General features: G+C 74.1%; 13 protein-coding genes. 7 read left to right on the top strand and 6 right to left on the bottom strand.

The window, feature by feature from the left end:
* Positions 1-30: 30 nt before the first annotated feature.
* Entirely contained in the window at positions 31-1,533 is a 1,503-nt protein-coding gene (locus tag ACZ7LK_RS17455; protein WP_471141637.1) for a M1 family metallopeptidase, read from the bottom strand.
* Positions 1,534-1,744: 211 nt separating this feature from the next.
* Between ACZ7LK_RS17455 and ACZ7LK_RS17450 the strand changes: the two genes are divergently transcribed.
* From ACZ7LK_RS17450 to ACZ7LK_RS17440, 3 genes are all read left to right on the top strand, one after another.
* Positions 1,745-3,775, top strand: coding sequence for a Xaa-Pro dipeptidyl-peptidase (locus tag ACZ7LK_RS17450; RefSeq protein ID WP_471141634.1), 2,031 nt, complete (start codon positions 1,745-1,747; stop codon positions 3,773-3,775).
* The gene (locus ACZ7LK_RS17445) at positions 3,772-5,178 is read left to right on the top strand and encodes a M14 family metallopeptidase (RefSeq protein ID WP_471141631.1); all 1,407 of its coding nucleotides are present in this window, start codon (positions 3,772-3,774) and stop codon (positions 5,176-5,178) included. Before ACZ7LK_RS17450 ends, ACZ7LK_RS17445 begins: the two co-directional genes overlap by 4 nt.
* Positions 5,179-5,293: 115 nt before the next feature.
* Positions 5,294-7,039 carry a BCCT family transporter gene (locus ACZ7LK_RS17440; protein WP_471142211.1) on the top strand — a complete coding sequence of 582 codons (1,746 nt, stop codon included), beginning with the start codon at positions 5,294-5,296 and terminating at the stop codon, positions 7,037-7,039.
* 97 nt (positions 7,040-7,136) lie between these two features.
* Here the strand turns inward: ACZ7LK_RS17440 and ACZ7LK_RS17435 are convergent, their stop codons facing one another.
* Positions 7,137-8,177: an FAD-dependent oxidoreductase gene (locus tag ACZ7LK_RS17435; RefSeq protein WP_471141628.1), complete on the bottom strand. Its 1,041-nt coding sequence runs from the start codon at positions 8,175-8,177 to the stop codon at positions 7,137-7,139.
* A gap of 44 nt (positions 8,178-8,221) precedes the next feature.
* On the opposite strand from ACZ7LK_RS17435, the gene ACZ7LK_RS17430 reads away from it, so the two are divergent.
* Positions 8,222-9,373 carry an oxidoreductase gene (locus tag ACZ7LK_RS17430; RefSeq protein WP_471141625.1) on the top strand — a complete coding sequence of 384 codons (1,152 nt, stop codon included), beginning with the start codon at positions 8,222-8,224 and terminating at the stop codon, positions 9,371-9,373.
* A gap of 18 nt (positions 9,374-9,391) precedes the next feature.
* Positions 9,392-11,032 (top strand): ABC-F family ATP-binding cassette domain-containing protein, encoded by a 1,641-nt coding sequence (locus tag ACZ7LK_RS17425; protein WP_392273901.1) that lies wholly within the window; start codon positions 9,392-9,394, stop codon positions 11,030-11,032.
* A gap of 9 nt (positions 11,033-11,041) precedes the next feature.
* On the opposite strand, the gene ACZ7LK_RS17420 is transcribed toward ACZ7LK_RS17425, so the two are convergent.
* On the bottom strand, positions 11,042-11,713 hold the full coding sequence (locus ACZ7LK_RS17420) for a DUF4097 family beta strand repeat-containing protein (RefSeq protein WP_392273900.1): 672 nt from the start codon (positions 11,711-11,713) through the stop codon (positions 11,042-11,044).
* A gap of 232 nt (positions 11,714-11,945) precedes the next feature.
* Between ACZ7LK_RS17420 and ACZ7LK_RS17415 the strand changes: the two genes are divergently transcribed.
* Positions 11,946-12,710: a GbsR/MarR family transcriptional regulator gene (locus tag ACZ7LK_RS17415; RefSeq protein ID WP_471141621.1), complete on the top strand. Its 765-nt coding sequence runs from the start codon at positions 11,946-11,948 to the stop codon at positions 12,708-12,710.
* 337 nt (positions 12,711-13,047) lie between these two features.
* Here ACZ7LK_RS17415 and ACZ7LK_RS17410 read toward each other — a convergent pair whose 3' ends face one another.
* The 3 genes from ACZ7LK_RS17410 to ACZ7LK_RS17400 form a co-directional block, all read right to left on the bottom strand.
* On the bottom strand, positions 13,048-15,492 hold the full coding sequence (locus ACZ7LK_RS17410) for a Tex family protein (RefSeq protein WP_471141619.1): 2,445 nt from the start codon (positions 15,490-15,492) through the stop codon (positions 13,048-13,050).
* An 85-nt stretch (positions 15,493-15,577) separates the two neighbouring features.
* A complete protein-coding gene (locus ACZ7LK_RS17405; RefSeq protein ID WP_471141616.1) occupies positions 15,578-15,709 on the bottom strand; it encodes an LPFR motif small protein in 132 nt (43 codons plus the stop codon).
* 172 nt (positions 15,710-15,881) lie between these two features.
* The gene (locus ACZ7LK_RS17400) at positions 15,882-16,748 is read right to left on the bottom strand and encodes an SCO6745 family protein (protein ID WP_471141613.1); all 867 of its coding nucleotides are present in this window, start codon (positions 16,746-16,748) and stop codon (positions 15,882-15,884) included.
* Between the two features lie 140 nt (positions 16,749-16,888).
* Between ACZ7LK_RS17400 and ACZ7LK_RS17395 the strand changes: the two genes are divergently transcribed.
* Positions 16,889-17,857: a GlxA family transcriptional regulator gene (locus tag ACZ7LK_RS17395; RefSeq protein ID WP_392273896.1), complete on the top strand. Its 969-nt coding sequence runs from the start codon at positions 16,889-16,891 to the stop codon at positions 17,855-17,857.
* The last annotated feature ends 38 nt before the right edge of the window (positions 17,858-17,895 follow it).

Raw genomic sequence — 17,895 nt, 5'->3', positions numbered from 1 at the left:
GTGGTGACGACTCGTGCCGACCGTCTCGGGTCAGTCGTGGTCGTGGATCGTGTTCGTCGCGGCGATCTTCTTCCACGACTTCGGCTGGACCGGCTGCGCCGTGCCCGCCGCCGAGCGGGCGATCCGCGCGCCGGCCGCCGCCGGGGCCGCCGGCTTGGACGGCGTGTAGAGCCAGGTGTCCAACAGTCCGGCGAGCGGCTTGCCGGAGACCCGCTCCGCGTACTTCACGAAGTCGGACACCTTGGCGTTGCCGTACGCGTGCTCCGTCGGCCAGCCCTTCAGGACGGCGAAGAAGTCCTCGTCGCCGATCGCGTTGCGCAGCGCCTGGAGGGCGAGCGCGCCCCGGTCGTACACCGCGATGTCGAACTGCTTGTCCGGGCCCGGGTCGCCCGGCTCGACCGTCCAGAACGGGTCGTCGGCCGGGTGCTGCGCGTACACGTAGTCCGCCAGCTCCTGAGCCGTGCCCTCGCCCTCCTTCTCCGACCACAGCCACTGGCTGTACCGGGCGAAGCCCTCGTTGACCCAGATGTCCTTCCACCCGTCGACCGACACGCTGTCGCCGTACCACTGGTGCGCCAGCTCGTGCACGACCACCGACACGTTGGCCCCGTTGGCGAACTGGCGCGGGCTGTAGAACGGCCGCGTCTGGGTCTCCAGCGCGTAGCCGCTGGTCACGTTGGGGACGTAGCCGCCGAGCGCGTTGAAGGGGTACGGTCCGAAGACCTCCTCCAGCCACTCCGCGACCTCTCCGGTGCGCTCGATGCTGGCCCGCGCCGCACCCGCGTTGTCACCGAGGTCCTTGCTGTACGCGTTGAGGACGGGCAGCCCCTTGTCGGTCTTGTCCGTGGTGATGTCGAACTTGCCGATCGCGAGCGTGGCGAGGTAGGACGCCTGCGGCTTGTTGGAGCGCCAGTTGAAGCGTGTCCAGCCCAGGCGCGACGACTGCGACTGGAGGACGCCGTTGCTGATGGCCTGGGTGCCGTCCGGCACGGAGACCGATATGTCGTAGGTCGCCTTGTCCCGCGGGTGGTCGTTGGACGGGAACCACCAGACGGCGGAGTCCGGCTCCTGCGCGGCGACGCCGCCGTCGGGCGTGCGGTGCCAGGCGGTCCAGCCGCCGATCTTCAGCTCGGAGGGCTTGCCCGCGTACCGCACGACGACCGAGATCGCCCGGTTCTTCGCCAGCGGTGCGGCCGGGGTGATCTCCAGCTCGTGGTCGCCGGTGGCGGCGAAGCGCGCCTTCTTGCCGTTCACCAGCACCTCGCTCGCCTTGAGCCCGAGGTCGAGGTTGAAGCGGGACAGGTCCTGGGTGGTGGTGGCGATGAGCGTCGCCGTGCCCTCCAGCAGGTCGGTCTTCGGCTGGTACTTCAGACGCAGGTCGTAGTGCGACACGTCGTAGCCACCGTTGCCGCTGGCCGGGTAGTAGGGGTCGCCGATGCCCGGGGCCCCGGGCCGGTAGTCGGCCGCCGATGCCGGGATCGCCAGCAACAGCGAGGCCGCGAGTGCGCTCGGGACGATCAGTCTGCGGTGCACGTCAAGCTCTCCAAGTCGTATGGACGGAAGATCTCTTGAAGGCTATTCAGCCGCTCCCGCCCCCGTCATGTCCATGGCCCCACCTGTCACGAGATGGCCATGTGGCCGACATGAACGATGATCGGCCCCACCGTCCCCTCCGCCCCCTCCGTCCGCTTCGCCCCCGTAGTGCCCTCTGTCATCCGGCAGTTGGCGCGTGTACGTTCCGCCCATGCCGATACGTGCGCGGAGAACCCCCATGTCGAGCAGAGTCCTGGTGACGGCGGCCACCGCCGCCCTGATGACCGCACTGGTCCAGCCCGCGAGCGCGGCGCCGGCCGCCCCCGCCCGGGAAGCGCGACCCGCTTCCCCCGCCACGGCGCGACCCGCCCCCGTCCACGAGTCGCGGCCCGTCCACTCGTACGCCGACGCCGTCCGTGAGTCCGTCTGGGTCGACACCGGCCTCGACGGCGACCGCGACGGCCGTACCGACCGGGTGGCCGTCGACATCGTCCGGCCGCGTGAGGCGGCCGCCCGGGGCCGCAAGGTCCCGGTCATCATGGACGCCAGCCCCTACTACTCCTGCTGCGGGCGCGGCAACGAGAGCCAGAAGAAGACGTACGACGCCGACGGCCGCCCCGTCCAGTTCCCTCTGTACTACGACAACTACTTCGTTCCGCGCGGCTACGCCTTCGCCGCCGTGGACCTCGCCGGAACCAATCGCTCGGACGGCTGCGACGACGTCGGCGGCCCCTCCGACATCCAGTCCGCCAAGGCCGTCGTCGACTGGCTCAACGGCCGGGGCCGCGGCTACACCACCCGCACCGGCACCCGGCGCGCCCATGCCACCGGCTGGTCCACCGGCGACACCGGCATGATCGGCAAGAGCTGGGACGGCACCATCGCCAACGGCGTCGCCGCCACCGGCGTCGAGGGACTGAAGACCATCGTCCCCATCGGCGCCATCTCCTCCTGGTACGACTACTACTTCGCCCAGGGTGCCCCGCTGTACGACTCCGGCCCCGAGTGGCTCTCGGACTACGTCAACAGCCCCGACGCCCGCGCCCGCTGCGCCCATGTGCAGCAGCGCCTCGTCGACGGCGCCCCGCGGACCGGCGACATGACGCCGCTGTGGGACACGCGCGACTACGTCCGCAACGCCCACAAGGTGAGGGCCAGCGTCTTCCTCGTCCACGGACAGCAGGACCTCAACGTCCGCGCCAAGCACATCGGCCAGTGGTGGGACGCGCTCGCCGCCCACGGGGTGGAACGCAAGATCTGGCTCTCGCAGACCGGCCACGTCGACCCCTTCGACTTCCGCCGCGCCGAGTGGGTCACCACCCTCCACCACTGGTTCGACCACTACCTCCTCGGTTACGACAACGGCGTCGACCGCGCGCCGATGGCCGACGTCGAGCGCGCCCCCGGCCAATGGTCCACCGACCGCGTCTGGCCGCCCCGCGCCACCGCCCCCACCACGCTCCGTCCCCGCCGGGGCGCGGCACCCGGCGTCGGCACCCTGGGGCTCGTCCCCGCCCGCCCGGGCGCCACCGAGACGTTCACCGACGATCCCGCCCTCGGCGAGCTCGACTGGGCGTCGGCCGCCGGCACCACCACCCCGGCCAAGGCGGGCTTCATCACCCGCCCGCTCACCCGGGACCTGCGGCTCTCCGGCTCCTCCCGGGTCACCGTCACCGCCACCCCGGACGCCACCAGCGCCCACCTCACCGCCGTCCTGGTCGACCTCGGTCCCGCCACCATCCGGGACTACGGAGCCGCCGGAGAGGGCATCACCACCCTCGCCGAGCGCACCTGCTGGGGCGCGAGCACCACCGGCGACAGCGCCTGCTACAAGGAGACCCGGGCCAGGACGACCGACGTCGGCGCCACCGTGTTCAGCCGGGGCTGGGCCGACCTCGGCACCTGGGCGGACGCCCGGGAGGGACGCCCCCTCACCCCCGGCCGGCCCCACACCATCACCGTGGACCTCGCCGCGACCGACCACGTCGTCCCGGCCGGCCACCGCCTGGCGCTCCTCGTCGCCGGCACCGACCGGAACCTGATCGACCCTCCGGCGGCGAAGCCCACCCTCACCCTCGACCTGGCCCGCGCCTCCGCCCGGCTGCCCCTCGTCGGCGGGGTCCCCGCGTTCCTCCGCGCCACCACCGGTACCGTGCACCCCGCCGCCCCGCGCACCGCCCCGCCGGCCGGCGTCACCGCCCCGCGCCCCGCCGCGCAGATCCCCGGAGGCACGCCCCGATGACCCCACGCGCCGCACGCGCCCGCGCCTTCGCCGTGACCGTCACCGCGGCCGCCCTCGGCCTCCCGCTGATCACCGCACCCGCCCAGGCCTCACCCACCCCGCCGCCGCGCACCGGGTTCGAGGCGAGTGACGGCGCCCGCTGGACGGACGAGCGCGAGGAGCAACGTTTCCTCGACGCCGTCGACCGGGGGAGCGACCGGGTGTCGGTCACCCGGGTGGGCACGACCCGGCAGGGCCGCCCACTGCGGCTCGTACGGATCTCCACCGCGCCCGGAACCGGCACCCCGCCCGGCACCGGAGCCGCCACCGAGTCCCCGTCCGGCACCGGAGCCGCCACCGAGTCCCCGTCCGGCACCGCCACCCCGCCCGGCACCAGGAGCACCACCCGCACCACCGTGCTGCTGATCTGCAGCCAGCACGGGGACGAACCGTCCGGCCGGGAGGCCTGCCTGTCCACCGTCCGCGACCTCGCCCACGCGAAGGACCGCGACACCCTCCGCCTCCTCGCCCGTACGACCGTCCTCGTCGTCCCCACCGCCAACCCCGACGGCCGCGCCGCCGGCACCCGGGGCAACGCCGACGGGGTGGACGTCAACCGCGACCACATCGCCCTGCGGACGCCCGAGGCCCGCGCCCTCGCCGCGGTGATCCGCGACCACCGGCCCGACGTCGTCCAGGACCTGCACGAGTACGGCGCCACCCCGCCCTACTACGACAAGGACCTGCTCGCGCTCTGGCCGCGCAACCCCAACACCGGCACCCGCGTGCACGACGAGGCGCACACCCTCTCCGAGGCGTACGTCCGCCCCGCCGCCGCACGGGCCGGCTTCGACAGCGGCGTCTACGGCATCTGGACCGACCCGGTCACCGGGGAACCCGTCAAACAGGTCGCGGGCGACGGCCAGGAGCGGATCCTCCGCAACACGGTGGGCGTCAAGCACTCCGTCGGCCTGCTCGTCGAGACCCGCGTCGACCCGCTCACCGAGGAGGAGAAGAAGGACCCGGCCCTCAACAACCGGCGCCGCGTGGACACCCAGCTTGCCGCCCTGGACGGACTCTTCCGGTACGTCGGTGACCGGCGCGGCACCATCGGGGCGGTCACCACGGCGGCCCGGCTGGCCGGCCTGCGCGACCGGGGCCCGGTCTTCCTGGGCGGCGCCGACAACGATCCGCCGGAGCCCGCCGAGACCCTCCAGGACCCGCCGTGCGGCTACCGCCTGACCGCGGACCGGTACGCCGGGGTCCGCGACGAGCTGGCGCTGCACGGCGTCGCCGCCCGGGTGGAGGCCGACGGCACCGCCTTCGTACCGCTGCGGCAGTCGCAGCGGGCGCTGGTGCCGCTGCTGCTCGACACCCGCGCGGCGTACCGCCTCACGGACGGGGAGCCGGTGGACGCCTGTTGATCCCGGTGCAGGTGTGCCTGACGTGGTAGGGGGTATCAAAAGCGAAATCAGGCCATGATCGCGAAAGGTGCCGCCTGTGTCTCAGGAGCAACGGAAACCGGGGCAACGGCTGCGGCTGCCCGTGAAGGCGGCTCTGCCGGGCCGCCACCCGTACGAGAACGAGCCGCCCGTCACCGACCGGGTGGTGTTCGGCGTGACGGCCGTGCTCACCCTCGCCTTCGTGGTCTGGGGCGCCACCGCCACCGACTCGCTGGAGAGCGTGTCGGACTCGATGCTGAACGGCCTGATGCACAACGGCGGCTGGGCGTTCGTCCTGGCCGCCTCGGGCTTCGTCGTCTTCGCGCTCTGGCTGGCCGTCAGCCGCTACGGCCGGATCCAACTGGGCCAGGAGCACGAGAAGCCCGAGTTCAGCACCGTCTCCTGGGTCGCCATGATGTTCAGCGCCGGCATGGGCATCGGCCTGATGTTCTACGGCGTCAGCGAACCGCTCGCGCACTACACCACCCCGCCGCCGGGCACCGACCCCGCCGACTCGGCGGACGCCATGCAGACGGCGCTCGCCACCACCCTCTTCCACTGGACCCTGCACCCCTGGGCGATCTACGCGGTGGTCGGACTGGCCATCGCGTACAGCACCTTCCGCCGCCGCAGGCGGCAGACGATCAGCGCCGTCTTCATCCCGCTCATCGGCAAGAAGCACGCCGACGGAGTCGTCGGCCGGGTGATCGACATCCTGGCGATCTTCGCCACGCTCTTCGGCTCCGCCACGTCCCTGGGGCTCGGCGCGCTCCAGATCGGCAGCGGCATGCACGAGGTCGGCTGGCTGGACAAGGCCGGCACCGGGCTGCTCGTCAGCATCATCGGCGTCCTGACGGTGTGCTTCGTCTTCTCCGCCGTCTCCGGCGTGGAGCGGGGCATCCAGTGGCTGTCCAACACCAACATGGTGCTGGCCGTCGTCCTCGCCGTCTTCGTCTTCGTCGCCGGCCCCACGATCCTCGTCCTCGACCTGGTCCCGACCTCGCTCGCCGCGTACCTCGACGAGCTGCCGCAGCTCGCCGGCCGCACCGAGGCGGCCACCGGCGGCGGTGACGTCGCCGACTGGCTGAGTAGCTGGACGGTCTTCTACTGGGCCTGGTGGATCTCCTGGACGCCGTTCGTCGGCATGTTCATCGCCCGCATCAGCCGGGGCCGGACGATCCGCCAGTTCATCGGCGGCGTCATCCTCGTGCCCAGCACCGTCAGCCTGATCTGGTTCGCGGTCTTCGGCGGCACCGCCATGCACCTGAAGGAGCGCGGCGACCTCGGCGGCGCGACCACGCCCGAGGCCCAGCTCTTCGGAGTGCTCCAGGAGTTCCCGATCGCCGGCGTGATGAGCCTGCTGGTGATGATCCTGGTCGGCATCTTCTTCGTCTCCGGTGCGGACGCCGCCTCGATCGTGATGGGCACCCTCTCCCAGAAGGGCACCTTCGAACCGGCCCGGTTCGTGGTCGTCTTCTGGGGCGTGGTGACCGGCGGCGTGGCGGCCGTGATGCTGCTGGTCGGCGAGGGCAAGGGCGACGCGCTCGCCGGCCTCCAGCACCTGACCATCCTGGTCGCGGCGCCGTTCGTGCTGGTGATGATCGGCATGTGCTGGTCCCTGATGCGGGACCTCCGCCGTGACCCGCTGATCGTGCGCGGTGAACTCGCCGAGGAGGCCGTGGAGGAGGCGGTGATCGCGGGCCACGAGAAGTACGCGGGCGAGTTCGAGATCCGCATCGGCCCGGCCCAGGACGAACCGTCCGGACACGCCGGGGACCCTGACGACCGGCACCGTGACGACCGGTACCGCGACGACCCCGGGAACCCGCCGCCGGCCGGCTGACGCCCCCCCCCGGCGCCCGGGGCTTCCCGGGCGCCGGGGCACGCGCCCCCTGGGTGCGCCCCGGCCCTCGTGCCCCGGCTACGGGAGGCGCCGCCGCTCAGTCCGCCCCGGGTCGGCCGCCGCCCGGGCCGGGACCGTCACTGGGGCCGGGACCCTCACTGGGGCCGGGACCGTCACTCGGGCCGGGTCCGCCGCCCGGGCCGGAGGCGGATGCGGGCGGCAGCGCACGGGCCACTTCCCCGGCGCAACCCCAGGCGACGGTCACTCCCGCGCCTCCGTGACCGTAGTTGTGGACCAGCAGCCTGCCGCCCGGCAGCGGCTCCGCCGCCAGGCGCACCCCGCCCGTACGCACCGGGCGCAGGCCCACCCGGTGGCCGAGCACGCGGGCGCGGCCGATCTCGGGCCGGACCCGGGCGCACCGGGCGACGATCGCGGCGGCCGTCCCCGCGTCCGGCGCGGTCCGCCAGTCGTCCTCCTCCGCCGTACCGCCCAGGACCAACCGCCCCGGCTGCGGGAAGAAGTAGGTCGACCCGCTCCCCGGGGTGTCCGGCGCGGTGAACCACTCCTCCACGCCAGGGTTCTCCACCAGCACCAACTGGCCGCGCACCGGTCGCACGGCCCCGTCCGGCACGAGGTCCCGCGCGCCCAGCCCGGCGCAGCTGACCACCACCGGCGCGGGCACCTCCGCCAGGGACCGCACCGTCCTCGTCTCGATCACCCCGCCCGCCGCCTCCAGGCGGGCAGCCAGCCACTCCAGATGGACGGGCATGTCGATCAGCGGCAGCACCGCCGCGAGGCCGCCCGACGGTAGCTGCCGCAGCCCCGGCACCTCGCCGGCCCACGCGCCCAGCGCCCCCCGCTCGGTGCCCGCGTGGACACCCGCCACCAACCGCACGCCGGTGGCTTCCGGAGCGGCGGCGAGCCGCTCGTACACGCGCAGCGACTCCAGCGCCCACGTGCCCACCCGCTCCGCCGGTTCGATGCGGTACGGCCACCAGAGCGCGCCCGCCACCGCCGATGTGGTGCGGCCCGGCGCGTCCCGCGCCCAGACGCGCACGCGACGGCCCCGCTCGGCCAGCGTGACCGCCGTCGTCAGCCCGATGACCCCGCCGCCCACCACGATCACGTCACCGCTCATGCCGGGACGGTAGCGGAGACGCCACGGACGGGAATACACCCGACATGCCTCCCGAGCCCGAGCCCGAGACCGCGCCCGAGCACGACGCCGTACGCGACCCCGCCGGTCTTCCCGCCGGTCCCGGCCACCCCGCCGCCGGTCCCGGCCACCCCGCCGCCGGCCCCGGCCACCCCGCCCACGTGTCCTTCGTCCTCGCGCCCGCGACCCGGACCGGTGCCGTCCTCGCCGACGGCGCGTACCAGGCGCACCGCGACTACGTCGACTTCGTCGTCGACGGCCGCTCCCTGCTGCACCGGCTGTCCGACCTCGACGCCGTCTCCCCGCTGGCCTCCGACGTACCTCCCGCCGTCTTCACCGGTCATGTACGCAGCCTGCTGCTGGAGGCCGAACCGCCCCTGCCCGACGGGCGGTACGTCGTCTACGGCTGCCCCGAGTGCGAGAGCCTGGGCTGCGGCGCCGTCACCGCCGTGATCGAGCGGGACGGCGACGACGTCGTCTGGCGCGACTTCGCCTGGCAGACCGACGAGTCCGCCGACCTCGCCCTGAACGGCTACCACGGCATAGGCCCGTTCCGCTTCCGCGCCGCCGAGTACCGCGCCGAGCTGGAGCGCCTGCTCCCCAGCGCCCCCGCCCGCCGCCGCGTCCTGCTCGTCGGCGCCCGGGTCGCCGTCCTCGCCAGGCTGGCCGCCGCGCTGCGCGGCATCGGCGTCGGCGCCGACATCGCCGAGGAGACCACCACCGTGACCGGCGAGGAACTGCGCGCGTACGGGGCGGTGGCCTTCGGCCGGGCGGTGGGGGAGGAGCGGCGCGCGGCCGTGCGGGAGGCGTTCGAGCGGGCCGGCGCGGACGTCGTGTACGTCGAGGGGCTCGCGCCCGTCGTCCCCGTGCTCGTCGCCCAGGTCGAGCAGGCCCTGGACCGTACCCCGCCGGAGCGGCGACGTCTGACCGGCCTGGCCCTCTCCGGCGGCGAGGCGATCGTGGAGGTCACCTCCACGTGCCGGGTCCAGGTCGTCGCGTACCGGCTGGACCGCCTCCACCGCACCCGCGCCCGGGAGCTGTACGACGGCCTGCTGGAACCGGGCACCCACCGCGTCCCGCTGGACGCCCGGACGGCGGCCGGACGCTCCTGCCTCGTGGCCCGCACCTCGGGGGGCGTGCTCGTCGTCCCGGTGGGGCCACCGCCGCACCGGCCGTGACCTAGGATCGACCCCCTGATGACTGCAACCCTCGTCGCCAAGGACCTCGCCGCCGGCCACGGCGAACGCTCCCTCTTCTCCGGTCTGGACCTCGTCGTCGCCCCCGGTGACGTGATCGGCCTCGTCGGCGTCAACGGGGCCGGCAAGTCGACCCTGCTGCGGCTGCTCGCCGGGCTCGACACCCCCGAGGACGGTGAGCTGCGGCTGTCGCCGCCCACCGCCACCGTCGGCCACCTCCCGCAGGAGCCGGAGCGCCGCGAGGGCGAGACCGTGCGCGGCTTCCTCGCCCGCCGCACCGGTGTGGCCGCCGCCCAGACCGCGATGGACGACGCCACCCAGGGCCTGGTCGACGGTGTTCCCGGCGCCGACGACGCGTACGCCACCGCCCTGGAGCGCTGGCTCGGCCTCGGCGGCGCCGACCTCGACGAGCGCGCCGAGGAGGTCGCCGGAACCCTCGGCCTCACCGTCGGGCTCGACCGGCCGATGACCTCCCTGTCCGGCGGCCAGGCCGCCCGCGCGGGGCTCGCCTCCCTGCTGCTGTCCCGCTACGACGTCTTCCTGCTCGACGAGCCGACCAACGACCTCGACCTGGACGGCCTCGAACGACTGGAGCGCTTCGTCCAGGGCCTGCGCGCCGGGACCGTCGTCATCAGCCACGACCGCGAGTTCCTCGCCCGGACCGTCACCAAGGTCCTCGAACTGGACCTGGCCCAGCAGCGGATCCGGCTCTACGGAGGCGGCTACGAGGCGTACCTGGAGGAGCGGGAGACCGCCCGCCGGCACGCCCGCGAGGACTTCGAGGAGTACGCCGACAAGAAGGCCGCCCTCGAAGGCCGCGCCCAGATGCAGCGCTCCTGGATGGACAAGGGCGTCAAGAACGCCCGCCGCAAGGCCGGCGACGACAACGACAAGCTCGGCCGCAAGTTCCGCAGCGAGGCGAGCGAGAAGCAGGCCGCCAAGGCCCGCCAGACCCAGCGCATGATCGAGCGGCTCGACGCCGTCGAGGAGCCCCGCAAGGAGTGGGAGCTGCGGATGGAGATCGCCGCCGCTCCGCGCTCCGGCTCGGTCGTGGCGACCCTGCGCGACGCCGAAGCCGTGCGCGGCGACTTCCGCTTCGGCCCGGCCTCCCTCCAGATCGACTGGGCCGACCGGGTCGCCATCACCGGCGCGAACGGCGCGGGCAAGTCGACCCTGCTGGCCGCCCTGCTCGGCCGCCTCCCGCTGGACGCGGGGCACGCCTCGCTCGGCTCGGGCGTGGTCGTGGGGGAGGTCGACCAGGCGCGCAAGCTGTTCCACGGGCAGGAATCCCTGCTGGACGCGTTCTGCGCGGCCGTACCGGACACCGAGCCGGCCGACGTCCGCACCCTGCTGGCCAAGTTCGGCCTCAAGGCCCAGCACGTCACCCGCTCGGCCACCTCGCTCTCACCGGGCGAGCGCACCCGGGCCGCGCTCGCCCTGCTCCAGGGGCGTGGCGTGAACCTGCTCGTCCTGGACGAGCCGACCAACCACCTGGACCTGCCGGCCATCGAACAGCTCGAGTCCGCCCTCGACTCGTACACCGGAACGCTGCTGCTGGTCACCCACGACCGGCGGATGCTCGACGCGGTGCGCACCACCCGGCGCGTCGAGGTCGCCGGCGGCAAGGTGACCGAGCTGTGAGCGGAGGCCTCACACGCTGCGGGCGGTGATGTCGCCGTAGGCGGTGGTGGCGTGGATGGTCAGGCCGGCGTCGGGGCCGTCGGTGTTGCTGAGCGCGTTGTGGACGCGGCCGTAGGAGGTGCCGGCGTCCAGGGTGGCGGAGGTGCCGCGGGCGGCGCCGACGCTGATGTCGCCGTGCTCGGTGCGCAGGGTGAGGGCGCCGTGGGTGGCCTCGGCGACACTGATGTGGCCCTTGGTGGTGGAGATGTCGGCGGGGCCGCCCAGGCGGCCGACCGTGATGTCGCCGGCCATGAGGGTGAGCGTGGCGTCGGCGGTCTCGTCGAGCGTGACGGTGCCGTGGGCGGCGTCGAGGATGACGGTGCCCAGGCGGCCGACGCCGCGGAACTCGGCGCTGGACGCCGTGGCCCGGACGCGGGAGCCGGCGGGCAGCCGGACGGTGATCTCCACCGCTCCCGAGGGGCCCAGGAGCTGCTTCGTGGCCGTCGGGCCGGTGATCCGCAGGACCCCGTCGGCATGGTCGACCGTGGTCCGCTCCGCGGCCTTGACGTCCCGGCTCCTGGAGGCGTCCGCGGGCAGGATCTCCACCGTGGTGTCGGTCCGGTCGGCGGCGATGAAGCGGATGTGGCCGGCCGGGACGTCCAGGACGGCGGAGACCGGGGCGGGGGTGTCGAACGTCAGCATGATGTTTCTCCTGCAACTCGTGGACTCTTCGTTTCGAACAACAGAAACGCTACGTTGCATTCGAGGTTCCGGCAATGAGTTCGTTGCGTACAAGCAACGTTTGAGCAGTTCAGGCGCGTAAAATCGTTGCAACAGGCCAGAAGGTAACGCAACAGGGTGCGTGCGTCTGTTGCAACGGGGTGCGGGTGAACGCTACAGTGACGCCATCCACGCACAGCCGAAGGAGACCGCGATGCCGGGAGGCAGGCTCACCCAGCAGGAACGTCAGCAGATCGCGCTGGGGCTGGCCGACGGCCTCGCCTACGCGGAGATCGCCCGACGGCTCGACCGCCCGACCTCCACGGTCACCCGTGAGGTGATGCGCAACGGCGGCCCCACCGCCTACCGCGCCGACCTCGCCCACCGCGCCACCGAACAACGCGCCCACCGGCGCAAGCAGACCGCTCCCCGCGCGCCGGCGGCACCCGCGCAGCCCCATGGGCGCGACCCCGAGGCCGTCCGGGCGTACGAGGAGACGTTCACCACCGTCCTCATGGCCTCCGGCATGCCCAAGATGATGTCCCGGGTACTGGCCTGCCTGACCCTCACGGACACCGGCAGCCTCACGGCGTCCGAACTCGCCCAGCGCCTCCAGGTCAGCCCGGCCTCCGTATCCAAGGCGATCGCGTTCCTGGAGAGCCAGGGCCTCGTCCGCCGGGAACGCGACGAACGCCGCCGCGAGCGTTACGTCGTCGACGACGACATCTGGTACCAGTCGATGATGGCCAGCGCCCGCGCCACCGCCCACCTCGTCGACACCGCGCGCCAGGGCGTCGGCATCCTCGGCCCCGGTACCCCGGCCGCCGTCCGCCTGGAGAACATCGCCCGCTTCGTCGCCTTCGTCTCCGAGAGCATCACCCGCGCCGCGCAGCAGGCCCGCGAGGTCCTCCACGTTGCTCCCACGTCACCCCCGGTCACCCGGGACGGCATCACCGACCCGGACCCCGGGGGCGCGTGACCGCCGCCGGGCGCCCACCCGGGCTTCGGCGCCGGGCCGTCACGCCGCACCGCCCGGCCCGGTGACCGCCGCACCCCTCTCAGGAGCCGGACCGGTCACCGGGCCGAACGCACGCCGCCGGGCCTCACCGGCGCTGGGGCGTCGGCGGCTCCAGCGCCTCACCGGCCCCAGCGCCTCACCGGCCCCAGCGCCTCACCGGCCACGGGGCCTCGGCGGCCCCAGCGCCTCACCGGCCACGGGTGCCTCGGCGGCCCCGGCGCCTCACCGGCCACGAGTACCCAGCCGTCACAGCGCCTGAGCGTTACAGCGCCCCGGCCGCCCCAGCCGCCACACCGCCTCAGCGGCCGCCGCGGCCGCTCCGGCCGGAAGCGCCGGAACCGGGGCCGCCGGAGCCGCCGCCCAGGAGGCCCGCCTTCCGCAGCGCGTCCGCCATGGCGCTGTTGCCGGGAGCGGGCGCGGAGCCCTGTGACGGGCGGCCGCCGCCCTTCGCCGCCCCGGCACCGCGCCGGTCCCCACGGCCACCGCCACCGCCACCGCCGCCCTGCCGCTGCTGCGGCGGCCGCCCGCCCCGCTCGCGCTTCGGCGCGCCGGAGCCGGAGGCCGCGTCGGCGGGGGCGTCGTCCAGCCGGAGGGTCAGCGAGATCCGCTTGCGCGGGACGTCGACGTCCAGCACCTTCACCTTCACCACGTCGCCCGGCTTCACCACCTCGCGCGGGTCCTTGACGTAGGTGCGCGACATCGCCGACACGTGGACGAGTCCGTCCTGGTGGACGCCGACGTCCACGAAGGCGCCGAAGGCGGCCACGTTCGTGACCACGCCCTCCAGCACCATGCCCTGCTCCAGGTCGCCGATCTTCTCGACGCCCTCCTTGAAGGTGGCCGTCCGGAACGCCGGACGCGGGTCGCGGCCCGGCTTCTCCAGCTCGCGCAGGATGTCGGTCACGGTCGGCAGGCCGAACGTCCCGTCCACGAAGTCGGCCGGGCGCAGCGACCGCAGGACCGAGGTGTTCCCGATCAGTGAAGCGACCTCACCGCCCGTCGTCTTCACCATCCGCCGCACCACCGGGTACGCCTCGGGGTGCACGCTGGAGGCGTCCAGCGGGTCGTCACCGCCCCGGATCCGCAGGAAGCCCGCACACTGCTCGTACGCCTTCGGGCCGAGGCGCGGCACCTCCTTGAGCGCCTTGCGCGACCGGAACGGGCCGTTGGCGTCCCGGTGCGCCACGATGTTCTCGGCGAGGCCCGCCCCGATGCCGGACACACGCGAAAGCAGCGGCGCGGACGCGGTGTTGACGTCGACACCGACACCGTTCACACAGTCCTCGACCACCGCGTCCAGCGACCGCGACAGCTTCACCTCGGACAGGTCGTGCTGGTACTGGCCGACGCCGATCGACTTGGGGTCGATCTTCACGAGCTCGGCCAGCGGGTCCTGGAGGCGGCGCGCGATCGAGACGGCGCCGCGCAGCGACACGTCCAGCTCCGGCAGTTCCTGGGAGGCGAACGCGGACGCCGAGTACACCGACGCGCCCGCCTCCGACACCATCACCTTGGTGAGCTCCAGCTCCGGGTGCCGGGCGATCAGGTCGGCGGCCAGCCTGTCCGTCTCGCGCGAGGCCGTGCCGTTGCCGATGGCGACCAGTTCGACGGCGTGCTCGCGGCACAGCCGCGCCAGGGTCGCCAGCGACTGGTCCCACTTGTTGGCCGGGACGTGCGGGTGGATCGTGTCGGTGGCGACGACCTTGCCGGTCGCGTCCACGACCGCCACCTTCACCCCGGTACGGAAACCGGGGTCCAGCCCGAGCGTCGCGCGCGTCCCGGCGGGCGCCGCGAGCAGCAGGTCGCGCAGGTTCGCGGCGAAGACCCGTACCGCCTCGTCCTCCGCCGCCGTGCGCAGCCGCAGCCGCAGGTCGATCCCGAGGTGGACGAGGATCCGGGTGCGCCACGCCCACCGGACGGTATCGGCCAGCCACTTGTCACCGGGCCGCCCGCGTTGCGTGATCCCGAACCGGGAGGCGACGATCGCCTCGTACGAGGACGGCCCCTCCGCCGGCGGCTCCTCCGGCTCCAGGGTCAGGTCGAGGACCTCCTCCTTCTCGCCGCGCAGCATCGCCAGCACCCGGTGAGAGGGCAGGGCGGTGAACGGTTCGGCGAAGTCGAAGTAGTCGGCGAACTTGGCGCCCGCCTCATGCTTGCCGTCCCGCACCTTCGCGGCCAGCCGCCCGCGCGTCCACATGCGTTCGCGCAGCTCGCCGATGAGGTCGGCGTCCTCGGAGAACCGCTCGGTCAGGATCGCCCGGGCGCCGTCGAGGGCGGCCTGTGGATCGGCCACCCCCTTGTCCGCGTCCACGAACGCGGCGGCCGCGGCGAGCGGGTCCACCGACGGGTCGCCGAGCAGCCCGTCGGCCAGCGGTTCGAGTCCGGCCTCGCGGGCGATCTGGGCCTTGGTTCGCCGCTTGGGCTTGAACGGCAGGTAGATGTCCTCCAGCCGCGCCTTGGTGTCGGCGCCGAGGATCCGCTCCCGCAGCTCGTCGGTGAGCTTGCCCTGCTCGCGTACGGAGTCGAGGACGGCGGCCCGCCGGTCCTCCAGCTCCCGCAGGTAGCGCAGCCGCTCCTCGAGCGTGCGCAGCTGCGCGTCGTCGAGCATCTCGGTCGCTTCCTTGCGGTAGCGCGCGATGAACGGCACGGTCGACCCGCCGTCGAGCAGCTCGACGGCCGCCTTCACCTGCCGCTCGCGTACGCCGAGCTCCTCGGCGATCCTGCCTTCGATGGACGTCGTCACGGTGTCCCGACTCGCCTTCTCGTGCCTGCCAGCTTGAGGTTGCATTCTGCCGGGTCACCGTGGGACGTGTCCCTCTGCCCCGTCGTCAGGCGCGGCGTGCCCGGCCCCCGCCGTGCGAGGCGCCGCCGAAGAGCCGTGCCAGCAGCCGGAACGGCAGGGTGACGACGGTGGCGACGGCCGAGCCGATCACGCGGAAGAAGTCGGCGATGGTACGCAAGGGGAACCTCCGTGTGCTGTCGGTTGCGCTGTGCGGGTTGCCGCCGCGCCCCCGCCGAAACGTCCGTGCCCCCGGGCCGTGCCGCCGGTGGCCCCCGGCGACCACCGGCGGCCCCCCGCCGCCGGCGGCCGCCCGGCGGCCGGCCCCCGGGTGTCCGTCCCGCCGCGGGTCCTCAGCCCTTGCCGGCCAGGTCCTGCGGGAACGCGCCCGCCGCCACGGCGGCCATCAGGAAGCCGCGCCCCAGCTCGGTGAGCCGCTCGACGCCCGCCGCGCCGAGGTGCTCGTAGGGGGTCGCGTCCAGGCGGTCGGTGTGCTCCTCCAGCTCGGCGCGCAGGGCGGAGCCCGCGTCCGTCAGCTCGCCCCGCTCGTCCAGCAGACCGCGCCCGCGCAGCCGCCCGGCCGCCGCGTCCCAGTCGGCGCGCCGCCAGCCACGGGTGGCGAGGATCCAGCGGGGCGCCATGCCCTTGCCGGTCGCCGTGTGGCTGACGAGGGCCTCCAGCGGGTCGAGCCCGGCGGACAGCAGCGCGACCAGGTGTCCGTCGCCCCGGTGCTCGCGCAGCAGGGTCGCCGCGTGCCAGTAGGCGAGGTGCGGCTCCTCGGGCACCGGCAGGTCGGCGTGTGCGGCGTAGAGCGGGCGGGCGTGCCGGGTGCAGGCCTCGGCGGCGCGGAGGGCGAGCCGGGCCGCCTCCGCCATCTCGTCGGACGCGACCGCCGCGTCGCCCAGTAGCCGCCGCAGCGTGGTGTCGGCCGCGCGCCAGCGGGCCGCCAGGACCGCTTCGGGGGAAGCGGTGTCCCACACGGCCGGCAGGTGCTGGGCGACGAGCTCGTGGTTGAAGTTGTAGAAGGACGCCGTGACGGCCCCCGGCCCGACCGCCCCCATGGCGGCGGCGCGGCCCGCGAAGTAGGCGGCGTTGGAGTCGGTGACGCCGAGCGCGGCCAGCTCCTGCGCGAAGTCCGGCGAGAAGTAGACGGTCGAGTGCAGCGGGTTCAGGGCGTTGTGGCAGCGGCGGCCGGCGCGCGGCGGCAGAGTCGTCGTCATGCCCGAAGGCTACCGACTGGTTGGTACGTCGTCCGGGGGAGGGGTCTCGGTCCCTCGCCCGGGGGGCGGGGCCGCGGATGGCAGGAAAGGCGGGGTCCTCGTCATTGCGGCCATCCGCCGCGGCCCCAAGGATGGAGGACATGACGCAACGACCCGTACTCGTCGTCCTCTTCGACGGCGTGCAGAGCCTGGACGTCACCGGACCGGTGGAGGTGTTCGCCGGGGCGGACCACCTCAGCGGCGGTCCCGCCCCGTACCCGATCCGCACCGCCTCGCTCGACGGGCGGCCCGTGCGCACCCCGAGCGGCCTGCGGCTGGCCGCCGACGGCGCGCTGGCCGACGCGGCCCTGCCGCACACCCTGCTGGTCCCCGGGGGCGAGGGCACCCGCGACCCCGATCCCCGGCTGGTCGCGTGGCTGCGCGAGCACGCCCCGCGCGTCGAACGCCTGGTCTCGGTCTGCACCGGCGCCGTCCTCCTCGCCGCGGCCGGCCTGCTGGACGGCCACCGGGTCACCACCCACTGGGCGTTCTGCGACCACCTCGCCCGCCACCATCCCGAGGTACGGGTCGACCCGGACCCGATCTTCGTCAGGGACGGCAGGCTCGCCACCTCCGCCGGGGTCACCGCGGGCATCGACCTCGCCCTCGCCCTGGTGGAGGAGGACCTCGGCCGTGACGCCGCGCTCACCATCGCCCGGCACCTCGTGGTCTTCCTCCGCCGGCCCGGCAACCAGGCGCAGTTCAGCGCCCAGCTCGCCGCCCAGACCGCCTCGCGCCGACCGCTGCGCGAGGTGCAGCAGTTCATCACCGAGCACCCCGGGGCCGATCTGAGCGTCGACGCCCTGGCCACCCGCGCCCGGCTCTCGCCGCGGCACTTCGCCCGCGCCTTCCGGGCGGAGACGGGCACCACGCCCGGCCGTTACGTCGAGCGGGTCCGCCTCGAACACGCCCGCCGCCTGCTGGAGGACACCGGGGGCGGGGTCCACGAGGTCGCCCGCGCGTGCGGGTACGGCACGCCGGAGGCGATGCGCCGGGCGTTCGCCAAGGCCCTCGGCACCTCGCCCGCCGACTACCGCCGGCGCTTCCACGCCCCCCTCCCCGGCCGCTGACGCCCACCCCCGGCCCGCGCGGCGGCCGGGCACGCGCC

The organism is Streptomyces sp. NPDC039423, assembly GCF_055598725.1.
The sequence above is the reverse complement of the archived record's forward strand: the minus strand, read 5'-3'. Positions and strand labels throughout refer to the sequence as shown.

Excerpts from the sequence above, each read along its gene's own strand:
- ACZ7LK_RS17425 (WP_392273901.1), top strand. The coding sequence starts at position 9,392 with ATGACTGCAACCCTCGTCGCCAAGGACCTCGCCGCCGGCCACGGCGAA.
- ACZ7LK_RS17415 (WP_471141621.1), top strand. The coding sequence starts at position 11,946 with ATGCCGGGAGGCAGGCTCACCCAGCAGGAACGTCAGCAGATCGCGCTG.
- ACZ7LK_RS17450 (WP_471141634.1), top strand. The coding sequence starts at position 1,745 with ATGCCGATACGTGCGCGGAGAACCCCCATGTCGAGCAGAGTCCTGGTG.
- ACZ7LK_RS17420 (WP_392273900.1), bottom strand. The coding sequence starts at position 11,713 with ATGCTGACGTTCGACACCCCCGCCCCGGTCTCCGCCGTCCTGGACGTC.
- ACZ7LK_RS17430 (WP_471141625.1), top strand. The coding sequence starts at position 8,222 with ATGCCTCCCGAGCCCGAGCCCGAGACCGCGCCCGAGCACGACGCCGTA.
- ACZ7LK_RS17435 (WP_471141628.1), bottom strand. The coding sequence starts at position 8,177 with ATGAGCGGTGACGTGATCGTGGTGGGCGGCGGGGTCATCGGGCTGACG.
- ACZ7LK_RS17400 (WP_471141613.1), bottom strand. The coding sequence starts at position 16,748 with ATGACGACGACTCTGCCGCCGCGCGCCGGCCGCCGCTGCCACAACGCC.
- ACZ7LK_RS17445 (WP_471141631.1), top strand. The coding sequence starts at position 3,772 with ATGACCCCACGCGCCGCACGCGCCCGCGCCTTCGCCGTGACCGTCACC.
- ACZ7LK_RS17395 (WP_392273896.1), top strand. The coding sequence starts at position 16,889 with ATGACGCAACGACCCGTACTCGTCGTCCTCTTCGACGGCGTGCAGAGC.